The organism is Roseovarius sp. THAF8 (assembly GCF_009363735.1).
Classification (GTDB): Bacteria; Pseudomonadota; Alphaproteobacteria; order Rhodobacterales; family Rhodobacteraceae; genus Roseovarius.
On the sequence record NZ_CP045414.1, the window covers coordinates 12,399 to 30,489 of the forward strand.

The following is an 18,091-nucleotide window of genomic DNA, read 5'->3' on the forward strand; positions in this document are numbered from 1 at the left end:
CATGGCGCATGTCAAATGGCCTCGATATTTTAATTTGCAGTGAATGTAAAATATTTGGAAGGACCCCTATAAGTTCCTCGAATTAAATACTCTCTAGACTTGGGCCTATCTTTCATCTAGCTTGTGAACATACCTATTAAATAAACTGTCTTATTATTTAAATGGGAGCCCCGGTTATGGCTGGACTTTACCGCGTTCAAATGGGTGTTATTCAACGCTCCAAGGGCCAATCAGCTCTTGAGAAGTCGGCTTATCAGCGTCGAACTTCTATGCCTGACGGTTCCAAAGACTGGTCAAAGAAAGCAGAAGATCTGGTAGGTGGCGGAGTTCTCCTGCCACCAGGCGCAAAGGGCTACTATCGGAATCCTGAAGTATTGTGGAAGACCGCCGAACAAGCGGAAAAGAGATGTGATGCGCAACTGGCCCGTGCCTTCGAGATCTCTATTCCTGATGAAGTCCCTCGTGAGAAGTGGAAGGAGTTCACCGAGGAGTTGATGGAATTCTTTATCGAGCGCGGCTTTGCGGTCGAGTACATGATCCATGAGGCGGACGGCAAAAACCGGGCAGAAAAGAACCCTCACTTTCATGCATTGGTGACCATGCGGCATGTGAGCGAGATCGGTTTTGCCGACAAGAAGGACCTCGGATTTAATCAGACCATGAGGTCCGAGGATGGCCATTTCTTCAGGCGTACCATGGCGGAGAAGATGAATGACTTCTTCGACAAGAACGGGATCGATCTTCGCGTTTCCCATGAGAAGAAAGAAGACCGGCTAAAAGTTCTACCGCGTGCCCGCCCGTCTGTTCTTCATGAGATCAAAAGGGTCCGCGATGCCCGCATCGAGTGCAGAAAACGCGGTGGCGATCCGAACGAGGAAGGCTTTTTTGTTTCCAAGGATGCCCAAGAATTCTTGCTAGATTATCGGGAGCAGAAAGCCAACATTTTCGAACTGAATGAGCTTGAGAGGCGGCTTGAAGCCGCTCTCGAGCGGGTAAAGGTAGCGAGCCAAGAGACCCCTGCCCCGGAAGCTGAGGAAGAAACTGGGACCGACTTTGATCCTATCGCACCCTCCGAAAAGGCTCGACGCAAATGAGGAAGAGTTTTCGATTCCTACACGGAACGGTCCGCCAGTAGCTTTGGGATAAGGCGAATACTGCGCTACATGCCTTGGAGAGGGAAATCGAGACGCTGGTGCTTGAGGAATAGGCGAACCTCACTGGCTTGGGATAAACCCGTAGGTGGCAAATAACAAAAGGACATTGCCGAACTTTCGAAGTAGCCCTCTTCAGACCTGGACGGCCCTTGGTAGGTATTTTTGAACGAAGTCTACATGTTCTTCATTATGCGTATTCTTTATTTCGTCCAAAATACCTTCTCCCTTCATAACCTATATTGTGGAACCTTGCCTCGTTAAGAAAATGACGTAATCCAGATATTAGAACCATCTCACGAGGATGTACTGTCGTTCGTAAAATATAATATTAGAAGTGAATATTTTAATATTCAGAACCTTGTGTAAAAGTCCCCTGCCCTTTTAGTTCAACCAGCACCTTAATTCATGGTTGTAGGCGTTTGAACACGCAATCTTTTCTCTAGTTTTCAGTCTATCTGTCGTTTTGCCGGAAAAAGTTGCCGTACAAGCATTTCATGCCATTTTGAGGGATGCGAGGTACCTAAGCTGGGTTTCGGGGTCTGACAGCGATTGCTCCCAGTGGAACCGACTGGTTGCAGCAGAACCATGTGGTCACGACAGCACCAGGCGTAACCATTAGAACCAACTGGCATCATATGAGGCGCTTGTTTCCAATCGCACCAACAGGTAGCATCAGAACCACGTGGAAGCGGTTGGTACAGATGGTAACGTTAGAACCAAGTGGCAATAACCGTGACCAAGGGTAGCGATAGGGGCAGTAGATGCAGGTGGTAACATGTGTGCGCAGTCGCGAACAGCAGGTAATAAGTGAGCCATGTGCTGCACCTAAAAATAATATTTTCAAAAACCCTTGCTATAAAGGGATTTGGGAACGTATATCATGTGTGTAACGAGTGGGGCAGAAGTTCGCAGATGTTAACATGTGACACAGGTGCAGGTGTTAACACATGTAAGCACTCGGGGCCGATGGTAACAATAAGCAGAGCGAGAGGAGCAGTATTATGCCATGTTTAGTAGTAACATCCGCGAAGGGTGGGGTTGGAAAAACGACCGCATCGCTAATTCTCGGAACGGAGTTCGCCCATGCGGGCTACGAAGTAAAGGTCATCGATTGTGACCCGAACAGATCCGCGACGAGATATTTTCGGGCATGCAATGAGAATGGAAACCGTCCAGAACGCCTGGAACTCGTTGAAGAACAAGATAAAAGCACGATTGTTAAGACGATCCGTGACCTCGATAGAGATGGAACAATCGTTATCGTTGACCTTCCTGGTGCTTCATCGCAACTGATGTCGCGTGCCATCTCCATGGCCGACCTGGTGATCACGCCGACAAAGCCACAGAAGGTCGATTCAGAAATCGGATATGAGACCACCGAACTCATCCGTGAAGAGGAAGAGGTTCTTGGACGCAAAGTCCATCATTCCTTTGTCCTTAATGAGACGTCGTATGTGGCGTCGAAGGAAGCGAAAGGGGTAGAGCAGGGGCTGGTTGCACAGGGTATCGATCTAATCAAACCAGATCTCACGAAGCGTGTGCCATACAGCTGGCTGTTCACATTTGGAGGCGACCTGCGGACCATGCCCCCGCACAGTGGCACCGAGAAGGCGCAGATGCAGGCGGCATTGTTCCGAGATGCAGTCTTGGAGCGGCTGACAAGAATTCTGAATGAGGAGGCAGCTTAAATGGCCGAAAAAGCAGAAGAAAATAACCCGTTTGGCGTCAAATCGTCGATCAAAACAAAACCGGAGGCCGAAGACTCGGAGACGCAGGGAGCCACTCCGGTTCCACTTCGGTCGCGTCGTAAGGATGACGTTGATGAGAGGATGATCAAGCGTACTGATGAGGTCGCCCTGAGGACGGGATATGCCAGCTACGATGAGCGGAGGGCCAGTGAAAAGACTCGTACGCACATCAAGCGTAACAAAACGGCTGGCTCCGAGCATCTCGGTGCGAGGGTAGGGCCCGAGTACCTGGAGTTCATCAATCGACTCTGTAACGAGCGCAGCCAGACAAAGCGCGTGATCGTTGAGGAGTGCATCGATGCTTGGTGTGAAAAGAACGGTTTGCCGAAGCCAACCGAGGTTTCGTACGATTGAACCTTCGATAAGCTATTAGGTCTGATAGGGTGCATTATCAGACCTAATAGAAGAGGTAGTCTGGAAAGCGCAGGAGCGGGGCAGGGGGCTTGTTACTGGCATCGAAAAAAGCAAGTGTAACAAGCCTCTAAAAATCTAAAGCCGGAAAAGTGGGCCGAAAAGCGCCCAACCTTAGTGATATTTAAGTAAGTTCCGAATGAACCAACCCAACTCCGTTTGAGCGATCCTGTCGGCCAGACTGGAATATGACTGTCGCTTTGGTGTTCCCGTAGTAGAGGGTGTGGAGGCGATAGTGAACGGAGAAGCATTTTCGTCGCCCGAGTCTTGGCGTCTTACTTGGATAGCTTGGGCAAGAAGTAGGTCAGTGATCCATACTCCGTCCGCCATCGTCCCGCTTGCGGGTTCGATTGCGCTCCTTGTAGAGAACCTTCCCGGCGCAGGGGTTTTTCTGGTTACTTCAATTGTGCTGACCGGAATGGTTTTGTCCCCGATCCTTTAACCCGAGTTTAACGGTGATCAGCTAAATGTTTCTTGTTGATACGCTGGATAAGCGGCTAACTCAGAATGATCCGCCGGACAGGCGGCTTACGTAGAGTTCCTGACCTGCCCCAATGGCAGTTTACCTTAGTTATCTGCCCCATGGGTAGTTTTTGAAACCTCGTCGCTTGCACCGGCGGGGTTTCTTCTTGTTGCCGTCTATTAGACAGCCAGTGCCACCCTGGCGTCAGGAAAGGCATCTGCATAGATTTCGGAACCTGATACAGCCAGCACAAGATGCCCACCACAGGCCTCCATGTAACGGATCACATCCTCTAGCTTCGGTAGGTCTCCACTGGCCGCTTCTATGCGCTCGATCTCGTCCATAGTCAGGTCAGAAGACGACGCCAGGTCGTGCTGTGTCAGCCCGTTATCTTTGCGAACGCTCCGCAGCGCCAGGGCTATCCTGCGGTTTTCACGGTTCTTGTGCGCGGCTTCTTCTACGTCCGGTCTCAGTTCGTGGAGTTCTGATCGAAAACTATTGGGCATGAAGTTGCGAACCTATATTGTGATGCATCATGATACCCTGAAAGTGCAAGATCCGAAGCGATGAAACGTTGGGGACGCATAGTTGCAAAGCGAAAGCCGTCTGCTCGCGACTTTGAGAGGCACGAGAAGGCCCTCAAGGCCTGGGAAAGCCTGCACCAGAAGCTAAAGGAAGCGGGCATCGAACATGTCCTGTTCGGGTCCTTGAAGACCGGTGACTTCCGGGCGCATTCCGACATCGATGTGATGGTCTTTGGTGATCTAAGTGATGCTGAAATCCTGTCCACGGAAGATGTATTTTCAGCCGTTTTCAGGGAATATGGCGTGAAGCCCGATTATCTGTTCGCAAAGCATCTGACAGAAAAGGACGTAGAGAGAATTCTCATGTGAGCTCCTTGTTCATCGATTTATCGCGTTGAGATCAGGGGGAGCCTCCGCCTGATGAAGACGGGGGTGTTTTTTCGTTAGGCAACAGCGGTTGCGGCGCTGGTGAACTGCGCGATGGCATTTCCTATCAGCTGCTCGAATGCTTCCTTACCGATTTCCTTGTCGATGAAGCAGTTCCGAGAAACCTGTTTGGAGCCAATCAGTTTCCTCGTAAAGCAAAGCGTGAATTCCTTCGCGAGAGAAAGAGGCTTGCCGTCTTCAAGGATCACCACGAGATAGCCATCATCGACGGGCAGGTGGGAAACCTGGATGGTCGCCTCAGTGTCATCTTGCATCCGGGCCGGACGAAAACCTTTTTCCGAAGAGGCGAAGAGGACTTTAAACTCCTTTTCCTTCGAGATCTGAGTCTGCCGAGGGGCGGGTTTGGTGACCGGATGAGCCGTACGGGCCTGGCGCTCGTCATGTTGAGTCCGTTCGATCTCTTCTTCGGGGACAAAATCGAGGCGTTTCGATGTGGGTTTCGGCAGCAAGTTGTTGATGGTATGCTCTCCCCCACCACAACAATTTGAGCCATAGATTATTTCAGTGCTGAGTTTCAGAACCATCAAGAAGCTAATCTCCGATCTCTTCAGGAAATCATCAAAAAAAGAAGATGGAAGATCACGCTATGTCGATCTAGCACCAACAAGCAACGCAGATCCGAAGGGCGTCTATTCAAACGCGTTGGCTTTCGCAACGACCAACAACAAAGTCTATAATATCGCCCTCACCGGTCCCTACGGCTCCGGAAAGAGCAGCATCATCAACACATTCCTAAAACGTTATGACGGCAACTATTTATCGATCTCTTTGGCTTCTTTCCTTCCAGATGCAGAAGGAAAGAAGCTGGCAATTGATCCGCAAGAAATCGAACGCAGCATCCTCCAGCAGATGCTCTATGGACCAGATGCCGACAAGCTTCCGTTGTCGCGTTTCAAGAGAATTCAAAGGCCCAGCAAGCAAGCACCCCTTATGTCGTTGCTCGTCCTACTCGGGTGTTTCTCGGTCTGGCATCTATTCCAAAACCGAAGTGACATCGCATCCAGGGAGTTCTTCAACCCTTTCGAGTTAAAGAACTGGCTCAATTATGCGACCTTCGGCATCGGCCTACTGTTTTTGTGGCGATTGTTGCACCAGCTCTACGTCAAAAGTCTCGGCATTTCCGTTAAGAGTATCTCGCTAAGGGATGTCGAGATGTCGACAGATGCTTTAGACAAGGAATCCATTCTCAATAGGCACCTGGACGAGATCATCTATTTTTTCCAGTGCACGCAATATGATCTCGTCGTTATAGAGGACCTAGACCGCTTCGAGCGTTCCGAAATCTTTGTCACCCTTCGCGAAATCAACGGCCTAATCAATGCGAACAACGGCGTTTCGCAGAAAGTACGGTTTCTATACGCTCTTCGCGACGACATGTTCGCCAACAAAGATCGCACGAAGTTTTTCGAGTTCATTATACCTGTTGTCCCAATCATTAACACATCGAATTCAATTGATAAGGTTCTCGAAGAAGGTCAACGATTGCAGCTCGAGGAGAGTTTAAATCCCCGTTTTCTGCGTGAGGTTTCACGGTATCTCGACGATCTCAGGCTTATCAAAAACATCTTTAATGAATACGCAACCTACACCGACAACCTTAAGCAAGATGAACAGGACGTTCTTGATCCGAACAAGCTCTTAGCAATCCTCATCTACAAGAACATCATGCCTGATGATTTTGAATTACTTCATCAACAGAAGGGTAAGATCGCCACGATCCTTCAGCGCTACGAAGAATGCATTGCCGTTGTTGAAACTGAGAAAAGGGATGCCATCCGAACAATCAATGAAGGTCTCGCTGACGCCGAGGCACAGCATCCACGCAATCTTAAGGAGTTGCGCCGAACCTATGCGATGGCAATCGTGGAGCGATTGGACAACAACTGCTCCAGCATACGCATAAGAAATGCTGCCGTTCATATCAGTCAGCTCACGGATCATGAGCTGTTTGAAGAAATCTTATCCTCGACAAACCTCCAGCAGCGGGGGCCAAACGTGAACCGGGCATTGGATCTCTCTAGTGTCCAATCTGAGGTCGATCCAAATCTGAGCTATTCTGAGCGAAAAGAACTTATCGAGAGACGTTCATCCGAAGGCAAGGCTGATGCTGCCAAGAAAGTGAAAGACCTAAAGGATCAAATTTCGTCTCTACGACGCTTGAGATTCAGCGATGTGATGCAAGCTAACGCGATAACACTGGAGAGTGATCTCGCAGAGCTTGGTGAGAATAGAAACTTGATGGAGTACCTACTCTTCGAAGGTTTTCTCGACGATACCTACTATCAATACATCTCTCTTTTTCACTCTGGCCGACTTTCCCCGGCTGACAATAATTTCCTCAAGCAAATTCGAGGCTTTAAGAACCCTGATCCAGACTTCCATATCGACAACCCTGAAGAGGTCATCGTTGAGATGCGGGGCGAGGACTTTCAAAGAAGCTACGTGCTCAACCGTCACCTGATGGATCACCTGCTGGAAAACTCAACGAAGCATAAGGCGCGTATTGATCATGCAATGCAATACATTGCAGAGAATTTTACGACTGCTCAGGACTTTCTGGAGAGCTACTATACAAGCGGTAAGAATGTTCATGCGTTAGTGAAGGCTCTGTCCGGCGGGTGGGCTGGTTTCGTGGAAGCGGCTGTGGAAACGAGAAATGCGCCCAACCATGTGGCTCTTCTACTGAGCTCTCTCCCTGCAACCTCGTTCAAGGAGAAATGCGCTCAAAACCGCGCCCTGCGAGAATATTTAAGTGATCGACTAGTCGATGTATTGAATACAGGACTCGATTTTGAGCTGGGAAAATTGAAAGCCCTTGGCGTTGAAGTGCTTAGCCTAAAAGAGATTGCTCAACATACAGCGGCGTCAAATTATGTAATCGAGAACTCTCTGTATAGCATCACATTCGAAAACATCCATCGAGTCATGCAGGCGAGTTGGCAGGCACAAGCTCTGGAACCTCTCGAAACGCGGAATTTCTCAACGATCCGCTCATACTCGCCGGAGTATCTGAGTCAGCATATCTGGAGCAATTTTCAAACGTACCTAGACGACGTGCTGTTGCCGCTTGAAAACAACACAGAAGAAGATCTTGACGCCATTCGGGTCGCCCTTAACCACAGCGACGTTGCGGACGAAAGCCTGGCCGCCTTCGTCATCAAGCAAGTTGCAGTCTTCGAAGACCTGGAAGACGTGCCCGAAAGATTCTTTTCACTTCTTTTCGAATACAACCTCATAAAGCCGAAGTGGAGCAACGTAATCCGCTATGTGGGTATCAAAGGTTACAACGGCGAAGTGTTAACGGCGTTTCTACAGGACAATGCCAACTCCAAAGCGCTCCTTGCCGATAAATACAGCCGCAGCGATGAGAGTTTAGCCATTAGCTGCTTCATTGTAAGGAATGAAGGTCTCTCCGATGCTGAGTTGAAAGCATATCTTGAGATAGTGCCCACCAGCTTCAAAGACTTCCCGAATGATGTGAACCTAGAACGCCGTCAGATTTTAGCGGCGTCAGGTGTTATCGCGCTCAATGCAAACAGCGTAAGCACGGCGGCAGAAAATGACCAGACTTTGGCCGCCTTGCTCGTAAGTCGGATCACCGAATATCTAAGAGACAAGGACAGCTTCGCAGTCGAAGAGCGTACCCTGAAGTCGTTACTAGACGCGCGCCTGACCGATGATCAAAAGCTTGCCATAGTACTTGATCTTAACAGCTCTAGCGTTGCAGCGGACGCAGAATTGGCTGCCTCGGTGGGTCCGATACTGGATCGGTCCGAAGTTGACCTTACAGATTTTGACTTCAGCTACCTTTATGCAATTGTCCAGAACAGCAGCCCCACAGAACGCCAGATCTCTCTTTTGAATAAATGCCATCAAAAAATGAGCGAGGATCAAATAAGGCAGATCCTGGCCGGATTACCAACCCCATATGCATCAATTGCGGGCTATTGGGTGTATCCGAAATTGAAGAACACCGAGCAAAACAAAATTCTTGCTGACTGGTTGCAACACCGTGGCGTAATATCCTCTTGGAGCACCACAATTCTGGATGAAATTCGAATTAACACCTTCAGACGCCCTCGCGAAGGTGCTTAAGTTCCGCTTGTTGCCCTTTTGGCCGGGAAGCTTGCGCCAGCACCAAAGGACCGAAACCCAATGATTTTGTCGCATGCTGCGACTCTGCCCTACTGTCATCAGTGCTAGCCAGAGGATTTCATGATTTCGTCGATCAGATCGCCGTAGACTGACTTGGCCTTGTCCATAGCGGCCTCAGGGATCGGGCCCCAGTCCCCTATCATCACGTCCAATTTCTTGTCTACATTGGTTCGCTCACCTGGCCGGTGGGCTTCGAGCGCCTCCAACAGCTTCTCAGAATAGAGATCTTCGACGCAGAGGACCGGGAGCCCGAATTCCATGTCACGTTCCCCCGAGATCTCGATCCGATCTTCGCGCCGGAATTCCAAGGTAATTTGCTGGTTCGGATCGCCCAGAGCTAGACTGACGTCGTGCATACCGGCCTTAGGCTCCCGGATCACTTTCAGGTCGCCCTTAAAGACCGGGTAGGGGGCGTCTCCCAAAAGCCCCGTGAGTACCTCACGGAATCCGTTTCTGGATCCGCAATAGAAAACCAAGTGATCTGAGTCCACATAGTTACCATGCTGCATGTAGACTGCTGCTTCGCCGCCCAGGTAACAACTGTTCTCGGCTAGGAAGTCACCATCGAGAGACTTAAGGATGGCCGCCAGGCGACGGGGCAGGGGGAACGGAATTGGGAAGTAATCCCTGATCTCCTCGTACTCAAAATAGGCTACCAAGTCGTCGTAGCAGGCTTGGCGATCCACTTCGCTATGATAACGGACCTGTTTGCCAAGCCTCTCGAACCGTTCGTCGATAATTTCCTTTAGTCGAGAGAGCGGAACATTCTTTGCGAACTCATTCAAGAAATCGCGTGACCAGTCACGATGGTTACTCCACTGCAAAAGCTCGTGACGTTCCCAGGTCGTTCGGTCGTCGTTATTCTCATTCATTAACGCTCTCCCTAAACCAGCAATAGTACCGATAACTGTATCAGACCAATCGGAGTTAGCTTAAGCCTCCGTTGAACCTGACTTAACGCTTGTCGCTGGCGTGAATTGTAAAACGATTGACAACTTGAAATTAACAATTTTAAAGCGGCCAATATCCAGACTGGAGTTACTCAATATGCAGCTGGCATTCTCTGATAAGATTCAGCACAGAGTGTTGTGATGCCGTTCAGCTAAGGAGCAATACCCGTGACTACACATCTCTTCGCTTTGGAAGACGTCGGACCTCGTGGACCCACTGAAGGAGAAGCTTTTGTTGCGCCAACTGCAGTTTTGATTGGAGACGTGCAGATTGATTTTGACGCTAGCGTTTGGTTTGGAGCGGTGCTTCGAGCTGATGATGATACTATATATTTAGGAGTAGGGTCAAATATTCAAGATAACAGCGTGCTGCATGTTGACCCCGGGTTTCCCATACACATCGGGGCAAACTGCACGATTGGCCATCGTGCGATGATCCACGGCTGTTGCATTGGTGATAACACTTTGATCGGTATGGGGGCCACTATTCTAAATGGAGCCAAGATAGGCAAAAACTGTTTGATTGGCGCGGGTGCGCTGGTCACCGAGGGCAAGGAAATTCCCGACAATACACTAGTGGTCGGAAGCCCAGCCCGTGCAGTGCGTAGTATCGACGCTGCAGGCGTGGCTGAGTTAACAAAATCCGCAGAGCTTTATCAGCTCCGCTGGAGACGATTTGCCAAAGGACTCGAACGTGCCGCTTTGCCCGTAGGAATTACCACTTCGAAAGACCTTTGAAATTTGTACCAGACTGAATTCCGCAAAAAAGATCCAGGAACGAATTTTTGCTGCTAAGCAGTGGAAGTATAGGTTTTCCAAAAGTAGTGGCTGGATGCGGATTACCTATATTTACGGATGAATTTGCCGCTGATCACTATGTTTTAGAGCTTTTTCTTACCTCGTCTTGTAACCAATCCAAGAAGGTCCGAAAAAACGGATGACCTTCCGTCTTTTTGGGGCGGATGACATAAAATGGGCAGACGATCTCAACGTTGTCACGAAATGCGACTGCGAGTCGGTTTGATGCGAATTCGCGGCTTAACAGCTCTTCAATTCCAATTGCGATACCCAGCCCGCTCATCGCGGCTTCATACATCATTGATGCATTTTCAAACCATTGGCCACGCGACGTGTCTAATGGCACACCATTTGCCTCTGACCATTGATCCCAATCGTTGGGTCTAGTGTCGCAATGCAGTAATGCGTCTTGCCAGTCTTCAGTGTCACCGAGCAATGTCTCAGGTGGAAGGTAATCTGGACGGCACACTGGAACCAGGGTCGTGTCCAGCAGCCGTGTCGAAATATAACGAGGATCACCCGCGCGGCCCGAAAGGATCGCCAGATCAATGCCTTTTTCTTCAAATGGGATGTCATGGCTGAGTGTTGTGACAATCCGAAGCTGAGCGTCAGGATGCGATTGTACGTAGTGCGACCAACGCGGGACAAGCCAGCTGACAATAAAACTAGGATAAGCGCTTATTATAAGCGGGCGATCAGTGCGTTGCTGATTTAGGTCCAGCGTAGCTAACCTTATTCGGTCAAAGATATCGTTAAGGTTGTCAAAATAGATCTGCCCTTCGCGAGTCAGAGAAATATGCCGGTGCATGCGGTGGAATAATTTGCAGCCCAGATAAGCTTCCAAAGAATGTATGGAGCGACTGACAGCCGCTGGCGTCACACTCAGTTCATTAGCAGCTTTAGCAAAGCTGCCTATGCGTCCCACCTTAACGAAGGTTCGCAGCCCATTAAGCGGTGGGAGTCCCGGATCCATACGCAGCCTTCAGGTAACAAAAACTCAACTAATTGCTAAGATTAAGTATGTTGTAAGTCAATGGTTGTTTTCGGACATTCAGCGCACAACGAATAACTAATGGATGATTGTTCGTTAGCGCAAATTTGCTGAGGAGGCTTGTTGTGAGCGAGAGACGTAGAAAATTTTATGCATGGGGCTTTGAGGATCAGAGCGCAACGGCCGAAGAGATGGCCCCGGTTCTAGATACTTGGCATCGCACCTTTGGCGTCGACTCTTTCGATGTAATGGCTGCACCAACCCTTGACAGCATCGACATGCCTGAAAGCAGAATAAACGTTTTCCCGGAGGCAATTAAGGATATTTGTCGCACTGATCGGTATGAGCGCGCCTTGCACAGCTATGGCCGATCATTCCTGGACAGCGCTAAGATGTTCCGTGGTGATTTTAGAAACGCCCCCGACGTGGTTGCTTATCCGCGCACTGAAGATGACGTCCGTGCAATCATTGACTGGGCGGGTGACATTGGTGCTGCGGTTATTCCATTTGGCGGTGGGTCGAGTGTAGTCGGCGGAGTGAACCCTGAAATTGAGGGAAGCTATGCCGGTGTCGTGACCATCGACATGTGGTATCTAAATAAAGTTTTGGAATTCGACCCAGTGTCCCGTTCGGCGCGTGTGCAGGCCGGGGTGTATGGGCCCGATCTGGAAACACAGTTGAAAGATCACAACGCTACACTGCGGCATTATCCTCAAAGTTTTGAGCTTTCGACGCTTGGTGGCTGGATCGCGACGCGGGCTGCCGGGCACTACGCGACACACGGCACTTATATTGATGACTACGTCGAGAACATTCGGATGGTATCGCCAAGTGGAATTAGCGAAAGCCGCCGCTTGCCTGCTTCTGGTGCGGGTCCGTCGCCCGACCGATACGTGATGGGTACTGAAGGGTCAGTGGGCATTATCACCGAAGCTTGGATTAGGGTTCTTTCCCGGGTCAAGCACAAGGCGACCAAGACAGTGACTTTTGCCGAGTATGATCAAGGCGTTGAAGCGGTACGTGCGATCTCGCAATCTGGGCTTTACCCAGATAACTGCCGGCTGATCGATGCGCTTGAAGCTAAGCTGACCGGATCATTTGATGGAAGCCGTCCAATTCTGGTTCTTGGATATGAAAGCTCACATTACCCCGTCGATCAAATCATGGATCTAACAGTTGACTTGTGCCGCGAGTTCGGAGGCACGCCAATAGATGAGACAGAACAGGGACGCAACAGCGTAGCTGGTCAATGGCGTAACGCCTTTATTCGAGGGCCATACTATCGCGAGCACATGACCGCACGCGGTATATGTCGTGAGACCTTCGAAACGGCTGTGTGCTGGAAAGATTTCAAAGAGCTGCATAGCACGGTCATCGAAACAGTGAATGCAGCGATCAAGCGTGTGACCGGCCGGGCAGGCACTGTTACCTGTCGCTTTACTCATGTCTACCCCAATGGTCCCGCACCGTATTTCACCTTCCATTGCCTGCCGGATCGCGAACGGATGGGTGAGCAATGCATGGAGATCAAGATTGCAGCCTATGATGCCGTGATGAAGGCGGGGGGAACGATAACACACCACCACGCTGTCGGTAGACTGCACATGCCATGGTACGAAGAACAGCGTCCTGCACCGATTGGCGCAGCATTCTCGGCGGCAAAACAAGCGTTTGATCCCAAGTCGATCATGAACCCTGGTGTGATCATTTCTGAACAGGTGGGGATTAGATGAATTCGCCACTTGAAGGTTTGCGGGTCCTCGATCTGTCGCGCATTCTTGCTGGGCCAAGCTGCGCCCAGACATTGGGAGATCTGGGAGCTGATGTCATCAAAATCGAAAGACCGGATAAGGGTGATGATACTCGCGGCTGGGGCCCGCCCTTTCTAAAAGATCGTGACGGTAACGACACGCTCGAAAGCGCCTATTTCATGTCGACCAATCGCAACAAGCGGTCCCTGACCATCGACATTTCTTCTCAGGATGGTCTCGAGATCATTAATGACCTCATCGACAAGAGCGACGTTCTGATCGAGAATTTTAAGGTAGGTGATCTTAAGCGCCGCGGCTTGGACTGGGATACGGTCCACGCCCGCAACCCAAATATTGTCTATTGCTCCATCACAGGGTTCGGGCAGTCAGGACCTTATGCCACACGGCCCGGCTACGACTTCGTCGTTCAGGGTATGGGCGGGCTAATGAGCATCACCGGCGAGACTGAAGGGATGCCGATGAAGGTGGGGGTGCCGATTTCCGACATCATGGCGGGAATGTATGCGACAGTTTCTATCTTAGCGGCTCTGAGGGAGCGTGATCAAACAGGTTCCGGGCGGCACATCGATATATCGCTGCTCGATTGTCAGGTCGGATGGTTGTACAATCAGGCCTCAAACTACTTGATCGGGGGTACGGAGCCACAACGGTTGGGCAATGCGCATCCCAACATCGTTCCGTATGAAACGTTTGCGACAGCTGATGGACACATCAACCTTGCCGTCGGAAACGACAATCAGTTTGAGCGCCTTTGTCAGGCTATCGAGCGACCTGATCTGGTGGACATTTCAAGGTCAGCAACAAACACCCAACGACTTGTCAATCGCAATGCGATACTAATCGAAATCCGCTCAGAGTTTACTAAGCGTTCTTCGTCCAAGTGGCTGGCCGATCTGCAAACGGCTGGAATACCTTGCGGGCCGATCAACACCCTTGCCCAAGTTTTTGATGATCCTCACATTCAGGCACGCGGCATCGTTCAAGAGGTCGAACATAGCGCCGCACCAGATGTGAAGGCCAAGATAATGCGTACCCCCATTCGGATGGAGGGTCACGAACTCGATGTTCGTCTGCCACCTCCTATGTTGGGCGAGCACACTAATGAAATCTTATCCGAGATGCTCGAGTATGAGCCCACTAAAATTGCAAAGCTACGGGAGAATGGGGCGATATAAATGCGGCAATCTTACTCTACCTGAAACTTCTGGAAAGACACGCCGAGGGGGCGGCTAACCCAAACAGGAGGGTCGGGAAAGTAACTAAGATTGGCAAATGATTCAATGTCACGCGAAGTTCTTTTGTCCCTGTGGAACGCTTTGTGATCGGTTGACGAAAGTTTTCAACGCAATTCGGTGAAGTCTACGCAGGTGCTTGCCACGGAAATGGTCGAAGAGAGAGAGCTAGTATGTTGCTAGCCAAAAGGGAGGAAGACTGATGAGGTCGAAGTTGAAGCTGAGTGCGGCATTCATGGTGAGTGCTTTTACTTTAGCAACTGCCACTGGAGCTGTTGCAGAATACCCAGAACGCGCCATTCAAGCTATTGTGCCCTGGGGAGCGGGGGGCGGTGCCGACGGTGTTGTTCGGAAAATCATGAGCATCGCTGAACGTGATCTGCCAGTGTCCATCTTTGTCGAGAATCTGGATGGGGGCGTCACCTCTATCGGAATAAATCGACTCATGAACTCGTCTGCTGACGGTTACACCATTGGTGCTTTAACCTACGATAGCATCGTGACTGTGCCATGGGAAAAAATTCTACCCGGCTACAGTCTCGACAAGCTTGATATGATAGCTTTGGTCACCACCGAACCTAATGCGATGATCGTTGGTAGCGATACAGATTATACTTCCTTCGACGAACTTGTTGCAGCGGCAAAGGAAGCGGAAGGAGAAATCAACGTCGGCATTATGGGCCTAGGGTCCATGACACATCTGACACTTTTGCAGCTTCAGGAAATGACCAATACTAGATTTCGCGTGGTTTCATTTCCCGACGGTAGCGCAGGTCAGAAAGAAGGCGTCCTATCCGGCGAGGTCGACGCGGCGGTCACCAGTCTTGGGGATTTTGCACCCTTGCTGGCATCCGGGGACGCGCGTGGACTTGTCGAGTTCAGCGCGACCGAAAATCCGGGGTTTCCTGATGTACCTACAAGCGAAGAGGTAGGGCTGAACCTTCAGACGGGGAGCTTCTTGTTGTTTGCTACTCCGGCCGGAACGCCTGATGCGGCGAAACGGGTTCTGGAAGAGGCGATCAAGACCGCTTGGGACAGCGACGAGTTTCAGGATTGGGCGACAAAGGTCGGTGTGACGGCCACTTGGATGGGGAGTGATGAGGTTACGGAATTCGCTACTAGCTTTCAGGCTCAGGTTTTCGAAATTCTCGAAGATCTGACTGAACGTGGTATCCTCGAATAGCGGCATTCCTCAATGTCAGAAACTCACCCCAATTTTCAAAATTGGAGGCGGGCGGCGGTAACACCGTTGCCCGTAATACTCAACTTCGCGATGAGGGGAACTTTAATGCCTGAAAAGCTCTCGTATTTCCGGTCTGGTGACTGGATCCTGCCATTAGTTATTTTCATCTCTACTACAGTCTATCTTGGTGAGGCTTTGCAGAACGGTTCCTTTTTTCGTTACGGGCTACCTAGTGCGGGATTCATGCCAATCGCTCTTAGTGTTGCAATGTACCTCTCGCTATTGGCAGTTATCGCCGGGCAAATTAGGCGGCACAAGGTCAGACATGACAAGGAGTCTGCCCCTAGATCCTTAGAAGAGATGCATGATCTCGAGCCTTCCGTTCGTCCCATTGGTAGCAGTGCATATGTTTCGCTGGCCGCTGTTATATTGATTTCCCTCTTGTACGTATTGTTGTTTCGAAAGCTTGGGTTTGCAGTGGCCACCTTCTTATTCTCACTGGGATTGCTGTCTACTTTCCGGTTCGGATGGTCGAAAGGCTTTCTCGGGATTGCACTGAATATCGTAGTGGCCGCGGCAATAAGTCTATTCGCATATTTGTTCTTTGCCGTTCTTTTCGGCATTCAACTCCCAAAAATGGAATTGCTGACATGATGGAACAGTTGCTGCACGTTCTTGGGGGCTTCGAAACAATCGCGGAGCCGGCGGTGTTCGGGTATTTGGTAGCCGGCTTCCTGATCGGGACTCTTTTTGCGGCGATCCCTGGGTTGACAGGCACATTGGCGATAGCATTGATCTTGCCGATTACCTATTCGATGGACATTACCCCGTCGCTTGTCATGTGCGCCGCTATTTTCATGGGAGCTCAGTATGGCGGCAGCATCACCGCTATTACTGTAAACATTCCTGGCGCACCTTGCGCTGTTATGACTGCATATGAAGGCAACATATTAATGCGTCGGGGGGAGGGTGCTCGCGCGTTGCGCAGTGCGGGCCTAGCGTCGATGATGGGAGGCGTGGTTGGTGCCGTACTACTAATGACACTAGCACCTGTAATAGCTCAAGCGGCATTGTATGTACAAACTCCCGGGAAATTCTCTCTGATCCTCTTCGCCTTTTTCGTAATCATTATTTCGAACGATCAGTCCATTGCAAAGGGCATCGTCGCTACGCTGCTTGGCCTCATGGTCGCCACGATTGGAATTGATGTGGCAAGTTCCAAGGCTCGTCAAACCTTCGGACTGCCCTCCTTAGTCGAGGGTATCGATTTGATGGCCGTCATCATCGGGGCTTTTGCAATTAGCGAGTTATTGGTTCAGGTTACGGCAAGCTCTCGGGATAAGAATACTTCGAATTACAACTCAACCGAGACGGTGAAGTGGAGTTGGCGTGACTTCCTGCCACGCCGTTCCGACTATAGCTTCATCGGCACCTACCGCTACATAAAGTTCGCGATGATTGGCTACTTCGTTGGCGTCTTGCCGGGAGCAGGGGGAAGCAGTGCAGCGTTTGTTTCATATGCAGAGGCGAAACGCAGTTCCTCACATCCTGAGGAATACAACAATGGTTCCATAGAAGGAATATCTGCCTCCGAAAGCGCTAATAACGCGATGTGCGGTGGTTCTCTCGTTCCGATGTTAACTTTTGGCATACCGGGAGATACTACATCCGCGGTGATACTCGGCGTCCTTATCATTAACGGCCTGCAACCGGGTCCACAGATGATGACTGAGCAATTCGCAGTGATAACACCAATGATGGCAGCTTTGCTCATCGCAGCACTACTGATCCCGATCACTCTTCTGGTTTTGGGCCCCTGGTATATGCGGCTTGTTTCAATCAACAAGGCGGTGCTTTTTTCGAGCATTGCAGTTGTTGCCATGGTCGGTGCATATGTATCAACTTTTTCAGTGTTTCAGATGGGAGCCGCGCTTGCCATCGGGGTTGGTGCCTATTTCATGCAGCGCGGTGGGTATCCAATGGTCTCCTTTCTGCTGGGTTTCATTCTCGGGCCAGACCTCGAGGTATACATGAGGCGTAGTCTTGCCATTACTGACGGAAGCCCCTCCATTTTCTTCACCAGTCCGGATAGTCTTTTCTTTCTTGGACTAATTGCGGTGTTTTTCTTCTTCATGATCGTCCGTCCGTGGATTTCTTCGAGGCGAAAACACCTGTCACCGGAATGACCGCCTCCGCTACCAATTTCCCCATGTAAGGCAATGGAAAAACCTGGGAAAATTGAACTTTCATGTCGTAGTCTTCG

At 50.3% G+C, this 18,091-nt stretch carries 15 protein-coding genes; 11 read left to right on the forward strand and 4 right to left on the reverse strand.

What is annotated here, in order from left to right:
• Window positions 1–176: 176 nt before the first annotated feature.
• The 3 genes from FIU85_RS21625 to FIU85_RS21635 all read left to right on the forward strand — a co-directional run bounded on the left by FIU85_RS21625 (window position 177) and on the right by FIU85_RS21635 (window position 3,256).
• On the forward strand, window positions 177–1,094 hold the full coding sequence (locus FIU85_RS21625; RefSeq protein ID WP_172978970.1) for a MobA/MobL family protein: 918 nt from the start codon (window positions 177–179) through the stop codon (window positions 1,092–1,094).
• 1,061 nt (window positions 1,095–2,155) lie between these two features.
• Complete coding sequence (locus tag FIU85_RS21630; RefSeq protein ID WP_152498470.1) at window positions 2,156–2,842, forward strand: ParA family protein; 687 nt, start codon at window positions 2,156–2,158, stop codon at window positions 2,840–2,842.
• Window positions 2,843–3,256 carry a hypothetical protein gene (locus tag FIU85_RS21635; protein ID WP_152498471.1) on the forward strand — a complete coding sequence of 138 codons (414 nt, stop codon included), beginning with the start codon at window positions 2,843–2,845 and terminating at the stop codon, window positions 3,254–3,256. It begins immediately after the preceding gene.
• Between the two features lie 699 nt (window positions 3,257–3,955).
• On the opposite strand, the gene FIU85_RS21640 is transcribed toward FIU85_RS21635, so the two are convergent.
• Entirely contained in the window at window positions 3,956–4,282 is a 327-nt protein-coding gene (locus tag FIU85_RS21640; protein ID WP_152498472.1) for a helix-turn-helix transcriptional regulator, read from the reverse strand.
• A 60-nt stretch (window positions 4,283–4,342) separates the two neighbouring features.
• On the opposite strand from FIU85_RS21640, the gene FIU85_RS21645 reads away from it, so the two are divergent.
• A complete protein-coding gene (locus FIU85_RS21645) occupies window positions 4,343–4,669 on the forward strand; it encodes a nucleotidyltransferase domain-containing protein (RefSeq protein ID WP_152498473.1) in 327 nt (108 codons plus the stop codon).
• Window positions 4,670–4,743: 74 nt separating this feature from the next.
• Here the strand turns inward: FIU85_RS21645 and FIU85_RS21650 are convergent, their stop codons facing one another.
• On the reverse strand, window positions 4,744–5,271 hold the full coding sequence (locus FIU85_RS21650) for a hypothetical protein (protein WP_172978971.1): 528 nt from the start codon (window positions 5,269–5,271) through the stop codon (window positions 4,744–4,746).
• Here FIU85_RS21650 and FIU85_RS21655 point away from each other — a divergent pair.
• A complete protein-coding gene (locus tag FIU85_RS21655) occupies window positions 5,252–8,842 on the forward strand; it encodes an ATP-binding protein (RefSeq protein WP_152498475.1) in 3,591 nt (1,196 codons plus the stop codon). The two genes, FIU85_RS21650 and FIU85_RS21655, sit on opposite strands and share 20 nt — an antisense overlap.
• Before the next feature lie 104 nt (window positions 8,843–8,946).
• Here FIU85_RS21655 and FIU85_RS21660 read toward each other — a convergent pair whose 3' ends face one another.
• Window positions 8,947–9,774, reverse strand: a complete 828-nt coding sequence (locus tag FIU85_RS21660; protein ID WP_152498476.1) for a hypothetical protein — start codon at window positions 9,772–9,774, stop codon at window positions 8,947–8,949.
• 246 nt (window positions 9,775–10,020) lie between these two features.
• Between FIU85_RS21660 and FIU85_RS21665 the strand changes: the two genes are divergently transcribed.
• Window positions 10,021–10,590, forward strand: coding sequence for a gamma carbonic anhydrase family protein (locus FIU85_RS21665; RefSeq protein WP_152498477.1), 570 nt, complete (start codon window positions 10,021–10,023; stop codon window positions 10,588–10,590).
• Between the two features lie 136 nt (window positions 10,591–10,726).
• On the opposite strand, the gene FIU85_RS21670 is transcribed toward FIU85_RS21665, so the two are convergent.
• On the reverse strand, window positions 10,727–11,623 hold the full coding sequence (locus FIU85_RS21670; protein ID WP_152498478.1) for a LysR substrate-binding domain-containing protein: 897 nt from the start codon (window positions 11,621–11,623) through the stop codon (window positions 10,727–10,729).
• Between the two features lie 143 nt (window positions 11,624–11,766).
• On the opposite strand from FIU85_RS21670, the gene FIU85_RS21675 reads away from it, so the two are divergent.
• From FIU85_RS21675 to FIU85_RS21695, 5 genes are all read left to right on the forward strand, one after another.
• The gene (locus tag FIU85_RS21675; protein WP_172978972.1) at window positions 11,767–13,374 is read left to right on the forward strand and encodes an FAD-binding oxidoreductase; all 1,608 of its coding nucleotides are present in this window, start codon (window positions 11,767–11,769) and stop codon (window positions 13,372–13,374) included.
• Window positions 13,371–14,588: a CaiB/BaiF CoA-transferase family protein gene (locus FIU85_RS21680; RefSeq protein ID WP_152498479.1), complete on the forward strand. Its 1,218-nt coding sequence runs from the start codon at window positions 13,371–13,373 to the stop codon at window positions 14,586–14,588. Before FIU85_RS21675 ends, FIU85_RS21680 begins: the two co-directional genes overlap by 4 nt.
• Window positions 14,589–14,847: 259 nt before the next feature.
• Window positions 14,848–15,828, forward strand: coding sequence for a tripartite tricarboxylate transporter substrate binding protein (locus FIU85_RS21685; protein ID WP_152498480.1), 981 nt, complete (start codon window positions 14,848–14,850; stop codon window positions 15,826–15,828).
• A 105-nt stretch (window positions 15,829–15,933) separates the two neighbouring features.
• A complete protein-coding gene (locus FIU85_RS21690) occupies window positions 15,934–16,482 on the forward strand; it encodes a tripartite tricarboxylate transporter TctB family protein (RefSeq protein WP_172978973.1) in 549 nt (182 codons plus the stop codon).
• A complete protein-coding gene (locus FIU85_RS21695; protein ID WP_152498500.1) occupies window positions 16,482–18,014 on the forward strand; it encodes a tripartite tricarboxylate transporter permease in 1,533 nt (510 codons plus the stop codon). The genes FIU85_RS21690 and FIU85_RS21695 overlap by 1 nt, the downstream gene beginning before the upstream one ends.
• The last annotated feature ends 77 nt before the right edge of the window (window positions 18,015–18,091 follow it).